This window comes from Mycobacterium sp. WMMD1722 (assembly GCF_049315205.1).
Taxonomy (GTDB): domain Bacteria; phylum Actinomycetota; class Actinomycetes; order Mycobacteriales; family Mycobacteriaceae; genus Mycobacterium.
The window spans coordinates 2,046,785-2,060,329 of record NZ_CP186056.1 but is presented as its reverse complement, the minus strand read 5'-3'; the positions used below and the strand labels follow the sequence as shown (position 1 = coordinate 2,060,329).

Below are 13,545 nucleotides of genomic sequence, written 5' to 3'. Positions count from 1 at the left end.
AAGCAGCGGCATCCCGACGCGGGGCGCGCTGATGCGCCCGATCGCAACTCCTTTTCACCACAGCCACGTCGTCATCGCGACGCGGCTCGGAAGGATGGCTTGACCAGATGAGATTCATGCAGCGTGCGGGCCGCCGGTTGATGGCCGGCGCCCTGGCAGCACTCGTGCTGCCCGGCCTGATCGCCGTCGCAGGTAACTCCGCGACCGCATCGGCCTATTCACGACCGGGACTGCCGGTCGAGACCCTGATGGTGCCCTCGGCGGCGATGGGCACGACGGTGCCCGTCAAATTCCAGGGCGGTGGACCCAAGGCGGTGTATCTGCTCGACGGGCTGCGCGCCCGCGACGACAACAGCGGCTGGGACATCGAGACCAGGGCGTTCGAGGACTACTACGAGTCCGGGTTGTCCGTCGTCATGCCGGTGGGCGGCATGTCGAGCTTCTACACCAACTGGCAGTCCCCGGCGGTCGGCAACGGCCGCACCCAGAACTACCAGTGGGAGACGTTCCTCACCTCGGAGCTGCCGGCCTACCTGGCCGCCAACAAGGGCATCTCGCAGAGCGGCAACGCCGTGGTCGGACTGTCGATGTCGGGCAGCTCGGCACTGATCCTGGCGGCCTACCATCCCGACCAGTTCAGCTACGCCGCGTCCCTGTCGGGCTTCCTGAACCTGTCGCAGGGCATCTGGCCGACGCTCGTCGGCTTCGCCATGCGTGACGCCGGCGGTTTCGACGCCACGGCGATGTGGGGACCCGGCGGCGGACCGGCCTGGCAGCGCAACGATCCGACGCTGCAGGCCGGCCGGCTGGTGGCCAACGGGACCCGGCTGTGGATCTACACCGGTAGCGGCCGGCCCGGTGACCTCGGCGGCGGCGGCGACATCCCGGGACAGGTGCTCGAGAGCATCACCCAGGACAGCAACCGCGCCTTCCAGCAGGCCTACCTCAACGACGGGGGCGGCAACGCGACGTTCCACTTTCCCCCGAACGGCACCCATGGCTGGGGGTACTGGGGAGCGCAGCTGGCGGAGATGAAGCCGGACATCCAGCGCACGCTGGGCGTCTAGTCCGACATACGTCTAGTCCGACATACGTCTAGTCCGACAAACGGCAACGGCCGGAGTGCTTCTGCACTCCGGCCGTTGTCGGGTGGATCAGTTCCGCAGGGACGCGGTATCGATGACGAAGCGGTAGCGCACGTCGCTGGCGAGCACGCGCTCGTAGGCCTCGTTGACGTAGTCGGGTGCGATGACCTCGATCTCGGGGCGGACGTCGTGTTCGGCGCAGAAGTCGAGCATCTCCTGGGTCTCGGCGATGCCGCCGATCAGTGAGCCGGCGATGCGGCGCCGGCCGAAGATCAGCGCCCCGGCCGGGACCTCCATCGGGTGCTCGGGCATACCGAGCTCGACCAGGGTGCCGTCCAGCTTGAGCAGCTTGAGATAGTCGGCGAGGTCGAGATTGGCCGACACGGTGTTGATGATCAGGTCGAACCGGCCGGCGAGCTCTTTGAAGGTCTCGCGGTCGCTGGTGGCGCGGTAGTCCTTGGCGCCCAACCGCAGGCCGTCCTCCATCTTCTTCAGCGACTGGCTGAGCACGGTGACCTCGGCGCCCATGGCGACGGCGATCTTGACCGCCAGATGACCCAGGCCGCCGAGCCCGATCACGGCGACGTTCTTCCCCGGCCCGGCATCCCAATGCCGCAGCGGCGAGTAGGTGGTGATGCCGGCGCACAGCAGCGGCGCCGCCTCGTCGAGGGAGATGCTGTCGGGGATGCGCAGCACGTAGTTCTCGTCGACGACGATCGCGCCGCTGTATCCGCCCTGGGTGGGTTGGCCGTCGCGGCCGACGCCGTTGTAGGTGCCGGTCATGCCGCCGCCGGTGCAGTACTGCTCCTCACCGGCGCGGCAGTTCTCACATTCGCGGCAGGAGTCGACGAAGCAGCCGACCCCCACGCGATCGCCCACCTGATACTTGGTCACTTCGGAGCCCACCTCGGTGACGATCCCGGCGATCTCGTGGCCCGGCACCAGCGGATACTTCACCTGGCCCCACTCCGCCTTGACGGTGTGGATGTCGGAGTGGCAGATCCCGGCGAAGTGGATGTCGAAGGCCACGTCGTGCGGGCCGACATCGCGGCGGGTGATCGTGGTCTCGGTCAGCGGATCGGTCGCCGAGGTCGCGGCGTAAGCGGAAACAGTCGTGGTCATACACACCTCTTCGGACGTCTTTTCTTCTGTGGTACTGCGGCTCGCGCGGCGGGGCTGAGCCGGCATGAAGGGCCGCGGCGATGCGGCGCTCCCAGGGAATAACCAGACGCGGTCGGTGACTAATCCCCATCCGCGAATATGTCAGCTATCTGACAGCGCCGGGGCGCGGAACGCCCCGTTGAACGTCACCCGTTCGTAGCGCACCACGCCGGCCTGCTGGTACGGGTCGGCGGCGATCAGGCCGTCGGCGTCCTCGGCGCTGATGTCGCCGGTGACCAGAACGGCGCCGGTCTGCGCCTCGACCCGGCCGGCCAGCAGGATGCGGCCCCCGGCGACCTCGTTTCCCAGCCACTCCAGGTGGGCGGGGCGGGTCTGATCGATGACGTCGAGCGGCTGCAGGTAGGTCAGCGTCAGCACATGGAACACGGGCCGAACCCTATCGGACGTCGGTTGATGTGACGTGGCAGTCGGGTCGGTGTGCGACGTCGACGCGATACCTGTCACACGACAGAAACACGCGCAGCGCGTTCGTAACCGGCCGGCGAGCAACGGTTACCTGACGGCAACCACGAGCGCACCGCGGACGCGAAAACTGTCAGCTGACAGAAATGCCGCCATCGGAGGCGGTGCCGCAGAGCTCAGGGAGCCGTCTGTGACCAGCGATCTTCGCACCCCCGATGCCGACGTCGATCCGCCGGCGTCGGCCACCGCCACGACCGCGGGCGCCCGCGCCCACGCCCGCGCCCAGCACGGCCGCACCGCTGAACACATGCGCCACATCCCGGCATCGACGGCGCCGGGGCTTCCCGACGGCGTCCCGGGCGAACGACTCGTGTGGGCCGAGACGGTGGCGCCCGGCGGATACACCACCGCGGTACTGGCGCGCGGCACCAGGATCAGGCTGACCGACCCGGACGGCGACGCCTGCGCGCATCTGCTGGTGCACCGGGCCGACGCGCCCCACGAACGGCTCAACGTCGCCGACACGGTGAAGGTGCCCTGGCAGGCCTATCTCACCGCCGGCCACCCGCTGCTCAGTGGCTTCGGGCGGGTGCTGGCCACCGTCGTCGCCGACACCTCCGGTTCCCACGACGCGCTCACCGGCACCACCACCCGCGCCGGCAACGACGCCCGATACGGCTCCGGTGCACCCGAGTCGGCCGCTCCGGCGGGGCGGGAACTGCTGCTGCTCGGCGCGCTCAAACACGGTCTGGGCCCACGGGACCTGCCTCCGTCGCTGTCCTTCTTCCAGGGCGTGCGGGTGGGTGCCGACGGGGTGATCGGCTGGCGGGGGTCGGCCGGACCCGCGACGGCGGTGGACCTGCTGCTGCATGTGGACGCGATCGTGTTGCTGGCCAACACCGCTCACCCCCTCGATCCGCGCCCGGAGTTCACCTGTTCGCCGCTGCAGGTGCACGCCTGGCCGGCCCGAGCCGACCTCGACCTGCTGGCCGACGGTGCGCTGGTGGGCGAACTCGGCCCCGAGCACCGACAGGCCATTGCCAACACCGACGCCGACCTCATCGCCCGAGGAGTGCTGTGACCGCCACCGAAACCTCGCCGCCGACCTCCCCGCCGGCGCTGGTCGCCGGCACCGTCATCCGAGACGAACCGGTCGCGGCCAGGGCACCCTGGTCGGCGATCGTCGCCGCCGGTGACGTGCTGACGATCGTCGACGTCGCCGGCAACCAGGCCGTCGATTGTCTGCTCTACGCCGCGGAGGACACCTCGGTGCGCTACTCGGCGCCGGAAACCATTGCGCGCCAAGGGCGTATCGCGCTCACCACCGGATCGGTGCTGCGCGCCGACACCGGGACGGCATTGATGACGGTGGTAGCCGACGAGGTCGGGGTGCACGACACCCTCGGCGGTGCCTGCTCGAAGGAATCCAACACGCTGCGCTACGGCCAGCACACCCGCTCCCAGCACGGCTGCATGGAGAACTTCCTGATCGAAGGCGCGCGCTACGGCCTCGGCGCCCGCGACCTGGCCAGCAACATCAACTGGTTCATGAACGTCCCGGTCGACCCCGACGGTGCACTGGGGATCGTCGACGGACTGTCCGGCCCCGGCAAGCGCGTCGCGCTGCGCGCCGACGTCGACACCCTGGTGCTGATCTCGAACTGCCCGCAGATCAACAACCCCTGCAACGCTTTCGATCCGACCCCGGTCCGGATGATCGTGACGCGGCCGTGAGCGCACCGCAGAGCGTTCTGATCGCCAACCGCGGTGAGATCGCCGTACGGCTCGTGCGCGGGGCGCGCTCCCTCGGACTGCGGACCGTGGCGGTGTTCTCCGACGCCGACCGCGGCGCGCCGCATGTGCGGCTCGCCGACACCGCTGTCCGACTCGGGCCGGCCGCACCGAGCGAAAGCTATCTACGAGGCGAGGCGATCATCGATGCGGCCCGGGCCACCGGGGCGGACATGATCCACCCCGGTTACGGCTTCCTCTCCGAGGACGCCGACTTCGCCGCGGCGGTCGAGGCGGCCGGGCTGATCTTCGTCGGACCTACGCCCGAACAGCTGCGCGCCTTCGGCACCAAGCACACCGCCCGGGCCGCCGCACGCGCCGCCGGAGTGCCCGTCTTCGCCGGCTCGGAACTACTGGCCGACGCCGCGGCGGCGGTCGAGGCTGCCGAGACCGTCGGCTATCCCGTCATGCTCAAGGCGACCGGCGGTGGCGGCGGCATCGGCATGCAGGTCTGCCGGGACGCCGCCGAACTGCGTACCGTGTTCGGACGCGTCGTCCGATTGGCCGAGCGGAGCTTCGGCGCCACCGGCGTGTTCGTCGAGCGATTCGTCGACGGAGCCCGCCACGTCGAGGTGCAGATCTTCGGCGACGGAGACGGACACGTCGTCTCGCTGGGCGATCGCGACTGCTCGCTGCAACGGCGCAACCAGAAGGTCATCGAGGAGGCTCCCGCACCGGCCCTGCCCGAAGCCCTGCGCGCCGAACTGCACGCCTCCTCGCGCGCGCTGGCCTCGTCGGTGTCCTACCGCTCGGCGGGCACCGTCGAATTCGTCTACGACCCGGTCCGCCAGGAGGCGTCGTTCCTGGAGGTCAACGCCCGTCTGCAGGTAGAGCACCCGGTGACCGAGGCGGTCACCGGGGTGGATCTGGCCGCCTGGATGTTCCGGCTCGCCCGCGGGGAGAAGGACTTCCTGACCGCCTCGGCGGTGGATGGGGCGGTACGCGTGCACGGCCACGCGGTCGAGGCGCGGCTCTACGCCGAGGACCCGTTCCGCGATTACCGGCCCAGCACGGGCACGGTCACCTCGATCACCTTCCCCGACAGCGTGCGTGTCGACACCTGGATCGAGGACGGTACCGAGGTCACCGCGTCCTACGACCCGTTGCTGGCCAAGGTGATTGGCGCTGGAGCCGAACGCGGCGAAGCGCTCGACCGGCTCGGCGATGCGCTCGGTGAGACGGTGCTGCACGGCATCGAGACCAATATCGGCACGCTGCGCGCCGCCCTCGTCCACGACGACGTGCGCGCCGCCGTGCACAGCACCTCGACACTGGCGACCGTCGCGGACCCGCGTCCCCGCATCACCGTCGAACGACCCGGTCTGCTGACCACCGTGCAGGACCTGCCGGGCCGAATCGGGCTGTGGCATGTGGGCGTTCCGCCGAGTGGGCCGATGGACGACCTGTCCTTCCGCCTCGGTAACCGGGCGCTGGGCAATCCCGACGGTGCACCAGGGCTGGAGTGCACCGCATCCGGGCCCGCCCTGCGGGTCACCCACGGCCTGACCGTCTGCGTCACCGGTGCACAGTGCGAGGTCACGGTCGACGGTCAGTCGGTCCCGATGTGGGAACCCGTCGATGTCGAGGCCGGCGCCGTGCTGGACATCGGTGCCGCCGAGACGGCAGGGCTGCGCAGTTACGTCCTGTTCGCCGGCGGCCTCGACATCCCCGAATACCTGGGCAGCGCATCGACCTTCACGCTCGGCAGATTCGGCGGTCACGGTGGCCGACAACTGGTCACCGGTGACGTGCTGCGCGCGGTCGCGGCCACCGCAACGCAGCGGGGCCCGGTTCCCGGCACCGTCCCCGCCGACCAGCGACCGGCGCTCCCGTCGGAATGGGAGTTGGCGGTCACCGAGGGTCCGCACGCCGCTGCGGAGTTCTTCACCCGCCAGGACATCGCGACCCTGTTCGCCACCGCCTACCGGGTGCACTTCAATTCGGCACGCACCGGAGTGCGACTGGTCGGCCCGCGACCGCAGTGGTCGCGCCCGGACGGTGGTGAGGCCGGACTGCACCCGTCCAACATCCACGACACCGCCTATTCGGTCGGCGCGCTCGACTTCACCGGTGACACACCGATACTGCTCGGACCGGACGGTCCGAGCCTCGGCGGATTCGTCTGCCCGGTGACGGTGATCGCGGCGGAGCGCTGGAAACTCGGCCAGCTGCGGCCCGGGGACACCGTGCGATTCGTCCCGGTCCGCGCAGCCGACGCACCCGGGCGGTCCGACGCCGCCGCGGTGCGGCGGGCCGCATCGCGGCGGGTCGTGCGCGGTGCGTCCGACGGCGACGACGGTGTGCTGGCCCGACGGCGGGCCGCCGGCGCTCCCGCCGTCACCTACCGCCGCAGCGGCGATGACAACGTCCTGGTCGAGTACGGCGACATGGTGCTCGATCTCGCGCTGCGGGCCCGGGTGCACGCACTGCACACCCGGCTCGAGGAGGCGCGCCGCACGGGATCCATCCGGGGCATCGTCGATCTCACGCCCGGCATCCGCTCCCTGCAGGTGCACGTCGATCCGCAGACCCTGCCGATCGGCCGGCTGCTCGGCGCGCTGTTCGAGCTGGAGGAGGAACTGCCCGCCACCTCGGATCTCGTCGTGCCCAGCAGGTCGGTGCGGTTGCCGCTGAGTTGGGACGATCCGGCGACCAGGGAGGCGATCGCCCGGTACGTGTCGGGTGTCCGCGACGACGCGCCCTGGTGTCCGTCGAACATCGAGTTCATCCGGCGCATCAACGGGCTGGATTCGCAGGCCGACGTGATGGATGTGGTGTTCTCGGCCGAGTACCTCACCCTCGGTCTGGGCGACGTGTATCTCGGTGCGCCGGTGGCCACTCCGCTGGATCCGCGCCACCGCCTGGTCACCACGAAGTACAACCCGGCCCGGACGTGGACCGCGGAGAACTCGGTCGGCATCGGCGGCGCATACCTGTGCATCTACGGGATGGAGGGCCCGGGCGGGTATCAGTTCGTCGGCCGCACCACGCAGGTGTGGAGCACCTACCGGCATACCGCCCCGTTCGCCCCGGACAGCCCGTGGCTGCTGCGCTTCTTCGACCGAATCTCCTGGTATCCGGTGTCGGCCGAGGAGCTGCTCGAGATGCGGGCCGACATCGCCGCCGGCCGCGGATCGGTCGAGATCATCGACGGCACCTTCGATCTCGGGGAACACGAACGCTTCCTGGCCGACAACGCCGCCTCGATCGACGAGTTCCGGGCCCGGCAGAACGCCGCCTTCTCCGCCGAACGCGCGGCGTGGGTCGCCGCCGGTGAGTTCGACCGGGCCGATCAGGCCGAGTCCCGCAGCATCGCGGTGAACCCCGATCTGGTGGTGGACGACGGCTCTCAGCGCATCGACGCACCGTTCTCGTCCAACGTATGGAAGGTGGACGTCGCCGTGGGACAACGTGTTCACGCGGGTCAGCCGCTGCTGGCTCTGGAGGCGATGAAGATGGAGACCGTCATGACCGCACCCGCCGACGGTGTCGTCACCCATGTGCTCGTGCAGGCCGGTCATCAGGTGGACCCCGGCACGCCGCTGGTGGTGGTGGCCGAGGACGACCTGACGGACATCCCGGCGTGACCGCCGTCGAGCGGGTGCGCGACACCTACGCGGCGATCGAAGCCGTCGACCGACCCGAGATCTGGATCACGTTGCGGCCGTTGACCGACGCACTCGCCGACGCGCAGTCCGTCGACGCCGCGACCGCGGCGGGGGAGGATCTGCCGCTGGCCGGGCTGACCGTTGCGGTGAAGAACAACGTCGACGTCGAGGGGGTGCCCACCACCGCCGCGTGCCCCGGCTACGCCACGGCGCCGGCCGACGCGGACGCGCCCGCCGTCGCCCGGTTGCGCGCGGCCGGCGCCGTCGTGATCGGCGCGACCAATCTCGATCAGTTCGCCACCGGTCTGGTCGGAACGCGCAGCCCGTACGGCGCCGTGCGCGACGCCCGGCGACCCGAGTACATCTCGGGTGGGTCCAGCGCCGGATCCGCGGTCGCGGTCAGCCTGGGGCTGGTGGACGTGGCCGTGGGCACCGACACCGCGGGCTCGGGCCGGGTGCCCGCCGCGCTGCAGGGAATCGTCGGCATCAAACCGACCTACGGTGTGGTGTCCACCGACGGGGTGATCCCGGCCTGCCGGTCCTATGACTGTGTCACGGTGTTCGCCCGGGACATCGACACCGCCGATGCCGCGATGGGGGTGATGGCGGGCGGGGCGCGGCCGTTCCCCCCGGACGCGCCGCTGGCCGCCCCGGCGGAGCCCCGAGTGGCGGTGCCGCGGGAACTACCCGCACTGTCGCCCGGCTGGCAGGCGGCCTTCCGCGCGGCCTGCGACCGCCTCGAGAGCGCGGGCAGCACCCTGGTCGAGATCGATCTGACACCCTTCCTGGCGGCGGCGCGGTTGCTCTACGACGGCGGCTTGGTGGCCGAACGGCACGAAGCCGTGGGCGATTTCGTCGATTCCCATCCCGACGACGTGGATCCGACGGTCGGCGCGATCGTGGCGGCGGCCGGTGGCGTGCCGGCCACCCGGCTGCTGCGTGACCGGGTCCGGTTGGCCGAACTGACCGGGGCCGCGTTGGCCGAATGGGGCGACTGCGATGCGCTGCTGATCCCGACCACCACCGAACATCCGACGATCGCCGAGGTGGCCGCCGATCCGGTAGGCGTCAATTCACGCCTGGGCACCTACACGAACTTCTGCAATCTGATGGACCTGTGCGCGGTCGCAGTGCCCGCCGGGACGGCCGACGGCGCCCAGTTCGGCGTCTCGGTCGTGGCGCGGGCGGGTGCCGACGCGCTCGCGCTCGATCTGGCGCGACGGGTCATCGCTGCGAGCGTACCGGTCGCCCAGCCCGGAGCGGCCGCCCTCGCGCGCCCCGCACCGGAGCCGTGGCCGGTGCGGGCCGGCGCGGCGGCGGTACCGCTGCTGGTGGTGGGCGCGCACCTGTCGGGCCAGCCGCTCACCTGGCAGCTCGAGCAGCGCGGTGCGCGCTGGCTGGGCCCGGTGTCGACCGCACCGCTGTACCGGATGGCCCGTCTGGACACCACCCCGCTCAAACCGGGTCTGATCCGGGTTGGCGCCCAGGACGGGGTGTCGATCGGTGGTGAGGTGTGGTTGATCGGCACGGCGATGCTCGGTGACTTCCTCGCGGCCCTGCCCGCCCCGATGACGCTGGGCCGGGTCACGCTCTCCGACGGCGTCGAGGTGATCGGATTCGGCTGCGCGCTGGACGCGTGGCGTGCCGGGGAGGACATCTCGGCCTATGGCGACTGGCGCAGCTATCTCGACGAACTCGCCGCCGTAGCCCCTCAGCGCATCGAGTCGGTGTAGCGCGCCACCTCCGCGGCGCTGCGTCCCCGCAGGGCGGGGATGTCGTGGTCGGTGATCCCCAGCACCCGCATGCAGGCGTCGGCCACGTGCACCGGCAGCTGCTCACGCTCGTCACCCGGGGGCACCGACCACATGTTCACCAGCGACTCCACCAACCGGAACGGCAGGTCGGCGGCCGCTTCGTGCACGCCGGTCTGCTCGACGACCGCCCGGCTCAGCGCCAGATAGTGCAGCCGCAGGCGCTCGCGATCCGACCAGAACGGTTCCAGGCGCGCATCGCGCAGTTCGGGCAGCAGATACAGCGCGCCGAGATTCCAGCGGCCGGCCAGCAGCTGGCCGCCGTCGAACGTGGCCAGCGCGTGCAGGTGCTCGGCCGCGGTGAGGGCGGGTTGCGCGCCGAGCAGCGTGGGGATGAACGACAGGGACGGGCTGACCGTCTGCCCCAGCAGGGCGCAGAGGATGTCGTCCTTGGTCCGGAAGTAGTGGTACAGCGACGCCTGCCGGATCCCGACCGATTCGGCGATGGATCGGGTGGAGGTCCCCGCGTAGCCCAGCGTGGTGAACAATTCGCCTGCCGCATCGAGGATTTCGTCACGAGCAGTCACCCCCGGTCGACGCGGGGTGGTGAGGCGCGGGCGCCCGGCCCGGGTCAGCGGCATGAGTCCATCGTGGACCACGAACCGCGCGATCCGAAAGGCCTCCGGTTTCTGTCACACGACAGAAACGCGCGATACGCATCGGTTACGTGCGGCGTCGATTGGTTACCTCGGCGACACCCATCGCCCGAACGCCCCGTGAAAACTGTCAACTGACAGGCGGGCGGTACACCGATGTGCCGCTGCGGCGTCGTATCGACGTATCCCACACTCGCACCGCAGGAGCGCTCCGATGGGCATCGCTGTATCCGAGATCGACACACCCGAGGCGGCGCCGTCGACGGTGGACCCGGTCGCGACCGTCAGCGACCTGCGCGTGTCGTTCCGCCGGGGCGGGCGCGTCGTGCACGCCCTGCGCGGCGTGTCACTGGCCGTCGCGCCGGGCGAGATCCTGGGCCTGGTCGGCGAATCCGGCTCGGGCAAGAGTGTGCTGGGCTTCAGCATGCTGGGCCTGCTGCCCGACAATGCGACGGCCACCGGCATCGTGCGGGTGGCCGGTTCGGACATGATCCGCGGCGACGCCAAAGCGGTGCGCAAGGTGCGCCGGCTCGATCTCGGTGCGGTGTTCCAGGATCCGATGACGTCACTGAACCCGACCATGCGGATCGGTAAGCAGGTGGCCGAGGCCGCGGGCAGCGACGAGGAGGCGCTGCGCCTGCTCACCGCTGTCGGGATTCCCGAACCCGCCCGCCGGATGCGGGCCTATCCACACGAACTGTCCGGCGGTCTGCGGCAGCGCGTGATGATCGCGATCGCGATCGCCGGCGACCCCGACCTGATCATCGCCGACGAACCGACGACCGCTCTGGACGTCACCGTGCAGGCGCAGGTGCTGCGCCTGCTGCGCCGGCTGCGCGACGAGATCGGCTGCAGCATCGTGTTGATCACCCACGACCTCGGCGTGGCCGCCCAGATCTCCGACCGCATCGCGGTGCTCTACGCCGGCCGAATCGCCGAGATCGGTCCCAGCGCAACGGTACTCGGCGCACCCGCCCACCCCTACACCCACGGGCTGCTGCGCTCACGTCTCACTCTGGACACCGCGCGGGACCGTCCGCTCGCCGCGCTGGCCGGTTCGGTACCCAGCCCGGTGTCCCCGCTGCCCGGCTGCCCGTTCGTGCCGCGGTGCGCGCTGGCGACCGACGAGTGCGAGAAGACGCCGCCGGACCCGATGGCCGTCGGCGCCGAACGCGTCAGTGCGTGCATCAGGCCGCTCGACGAGGTGCTCACCGCGCTCGGCGACACGTCGACCAACGTCGACGAGGCGTTCCCCGACGTCCCGGCGACCGATCGCGAACAACAGCCGCCGGCCGTGGTGCTGCGGGATGTGACGAAGACCTTCACCGTCAGCCGGCACGGCAGACTCCAGGCCCTGCGCGGTGTCTCGCTGCACGTCGGGCACGGAGAGTCGGTCGCGCTGGTCGGGGAGAGCGGTTCGGGCAAATCCACCCTGCTGCGGGTCATCGCCGGACTCGAACAGCCGAGCTCCGGCACGGTGGACCGGGCCGACGGGCCGCCCCCACAGATGGTGTTCCAGGACGCCGGCGCCTCCCTGACCCCGTGGCTGTCGGTGGGCGAGCTGATCGGGGAGCGGCTGCGCGCGACGGGGATGTCGCGATCGCGGCGCCGGGACCGCGTCGCGGAGGTACTCGACCGGGTCGGCCTGCCGCCCGAGGTCGCCAAGTCACGGGCCGGCCAACTCTCCGGTGGTCAGCGTCAACGTGTTTCGCTGGCCCGAGCGACCGTGGTGCCGCCCTCGGTGCTGCTGTGCGATGAGCCGACCAGCGCGCTGGACGTCTCGCTGGCGGCGTCGGTGCTCAACCTGATCGGCGAGCTACGGCGCAGCCTGGACATGTCGGTGGTGTTCGTCACCCACGACCTGTCGGTGGCCCGGGTGGTCGCCGACCGGATCGCGGTCATGTACCTGGGTCGCATCGTCGAGATCGGGCCCGCCGAGCAGGTCATCGGCCGTCCGGCCCACCCCTACACCCAGGCGCTCGTCGACTCCATCCCCGATCTCGGCCGTGAGCCGACCGCCCTCGCCGGCGAACCGGCCAGCCCACTGTCGCCGCCGAGCGGCTGCGCTTTCCATCCGCGCTGTCCGCTGGCCGTCGACACCTGCGCGGACAGCCTGCTCGACGTCCGGCTCGAAGGATTCCCCGGCAACCCACACCAGGTGGCGTGCATCGAACGAAAGGCGGGTTGATGGCCGTCCTCCCGGCTCAGGCCCTTCCGGCCCCTGCCCTGGTCCGCGGCCGCCGCCGGCTGCTCACTCTGCCCCAGGCCCGTTCCGAGGTGGTCAACTGGATCGGCTTCTCGCTCATCGTCATCGTGACCCTGGTGGCGGTGGCCGTTCCGGTGCTGGCGCCCCACGATCCGCTGCTGCCGGTCGGGATGCCGCTGCAGGCCCCGGGGCAGCACGGCTTCCTGCTGGGCTCCGACAGCGTCGGGCGCGACATCCTCTCCCGGGTGCTCTACGGAGCCCGCTCGAGCTGGTTCGCGGCGCTGGCCGTGGTGGCCGTCGGTGTGCTGATCGGTGGCCTGGTCGGCCTCATCGCCGGAACTCTGGGCGGCTGGGTGGATTCGACGCTCATGCGGATCACCGACGCGTTCCTCTCACTGCCGGCCCCGGTGCTGGCCATCGCCGTGGTGGCCGCCCTCGGACCCGGATTCCTGCACACCCTCATCGCCGTGTCGATCGTGTGGTGGCCGTTCTACGCCCGGCTGGTCCGCGGCGAGATCGCGCGCCTGGCCGCGCGGCCGCATGTGGAGGCGGCCAAACTCGCCGGGGTGGGGCGGATCCGGCTGGCCGGCCGGCATCTGCTGCCCGGCGCGGTGCCCAACACACTGGTGGCGGCGAGTCTGGACATCGGCACGCTGATCCTCACGCTGGCCGCCCTGTCCTTCCTCGGCCTGGGACAGTCCGCGCCGGCCCCGGAACTCGGCGCCGACTCCGCGCGCAATCTGAGCTATTTCCTGCAGCAGTGGTGGGTTCCGGTGATGCCGGGTCTCGGCGTCCTGGTGCTCGCGGTGGTCGGCAACATCGCCGGCGACAGTCTGCGCAATCTGATGAAGACGAAGTGAGGCG

Annotated in this window: 10 protein-coding genes; 7 read left to right on the top strand and 3 right to left on the bottom strand. The window is 70.7% G+C overall.

The window, feature by feature from the left end:
- The first annotated feature begins 107 nt into the window (after nucleotides 1–107).
- Nucleotides 108–1,067 (top strand): alpha/beta hydrolase, encoded by a 960-nt coding sequence (locus ACN27E_RS09735; protein WP_422748590.1) that lies wholly within the window; start codon nucleotides 108–110, stop codon nucleotides 1,065–1,067.
- A gap of 87 nt (nucleotides 1,068–1,154) precedes the next feature.
- Here the strand turns inward: ACN27E_RS09735 and ACN27E_RS09730 are convergent, their stop codons facing one another.
- Both ACN27E_RS09730 and ACN27E_RS09725 read right to left on the bottom strand, forming a co-directional pair.
- Nucleotides 1,155–2,207 carry an NAD(P)-dependent alcohol dehydrogenase gene (locus tag ACN27E_RS09730; RefSeq protein ID WP_422748588.1) on the bottom strand — a complete coding sequence of 351 codons (1,053 nt, stop codon included), beginning with the start codon at nucleotides 2,205–2,207 and terminating at the stop codon, nucleotides 1,155–1,157.
- 141 nt (nucleotides 2,208–2,348) lie between these two features.
- On the bottom strand, nucleotides 2,349–2,633 hold the full coding sequence (locus tag ACN27E_RS09725) for a YciI family protein (protein WP_422748587.1): 285 nt from the start codon (nucleotides 2,631–2,633) through the stop codon (nucleotides 2,349–2,351).
- Between the two features lie 226 nt (nucleotides 2,634–2,859).
- On the opposite strand from ACN27E_RS09725, the gene ACN27E_RS09720 reads away from it, so the two are divergent.
- From ACN27E_RS09720 to atzF, 4 genes are read left to right on the top strand one after another with little or no spacing between them, the layout of a single operon-like run.
- The gene (locus ACN27E_RS09720) at nucleotides 2,860–3,750 is read left to right on the top strand and encodes an urea amidolyase associated protein UAAP1 (protein ID WP_422748585.1); all 891 of its coding nucleotides are present in this window, start codon (nucleotides 2,860–2,862) and stop codon (nucleotides 3,748–3,750) included.
- Nucleotides 3,747–4,403, top strand: coding sequence for an urea amidolyase associated protein UAAP2 (locus tag ACN27E_RS09715; protein WP_422748583.1), 657 nt, complete (start codon nucleotides 3,747–3,749; stop codon nucleotides 4,401–4,403). The genes ACN27E_RS09720 and ACN27E_RS09715 overlap by 4 nt, the downstream gene beginning before the upstream one ends.
- Entirely contained in the window at nucleotides 4,400–8,047 is a 3,648-nt protein-coding gene (uca, locus tag ACN27E_RS09710; protein ID WP_422748581.1) for an urea carboxylase, read from the top strand. The genes ACN27E_RS09715 and uca overlap by 4 nt, the downstream gene beginning before the upstream one ends.
- A 35-nt stretch (nucleotides 8,048–8,082) precedes the next feature.
- Nucleotides 8,083–9,801 (top strand): allophanate hydrolase, encoded by a 1,719-nt coding sequence (gene atzF, locus ACN27E_RS09705; RefSeq protein ID WP_422749765.1) that lies wholly within the window; start codon nucleotides 8,083–8,085, stop codon nucleotides 9,799–9,801.
- Here the strand turns inward: atzF and ACN27E_RS09700 are convergent.
- Entirely contained in the window at nucleotides 9,780–10,460 is a 681-nt protein-coding gene (locus ACN27E_RS09700) for a TetR/AcrR family transcriptional regulator (RefSeq protein WP_422748580.1), read from the bottom strand. The two genes, atzF and ACN27E_RS09700, sit on opposite strands and share 22 nt — an antisense overlap.
- A gap of 229 nt (nucleotides 10,461–10,689) precedes the next feature.
- On the opposite strand from ACN27E_RS09700, the gene ACN27E_RS09695 reads away from it, so the two are divergent.
- A complete protein-coding gene (locus tag ACN27E_RS09695; protein WP_422748578.1) occupies nucleotides 10,690–12,663 on the top strand; it encodes a dipeptide ABC transporter ATP-binding protein in 1,974 nt (657 codons plus the stop codon).
- Nucleotides 12,663–13,541: an ABC transporter permease gene (locus ACN27E_RS09690; protein ID WP_422748576.1), complete on the top strand. Its 879-nt coding sequence runs from the start codon at nucleotides 12,663–12,665 to the stop codon at nucleotides 13,539–13,541. The genes ACN27E_RS09695 and ACN27E_RS09690 overlap by 1 nt, the downstream gene beginning before the upstream one ends.
- The last annotated feature ends 4 nt before the right edge of the window (nucleotides 13,542–13,545 follow it).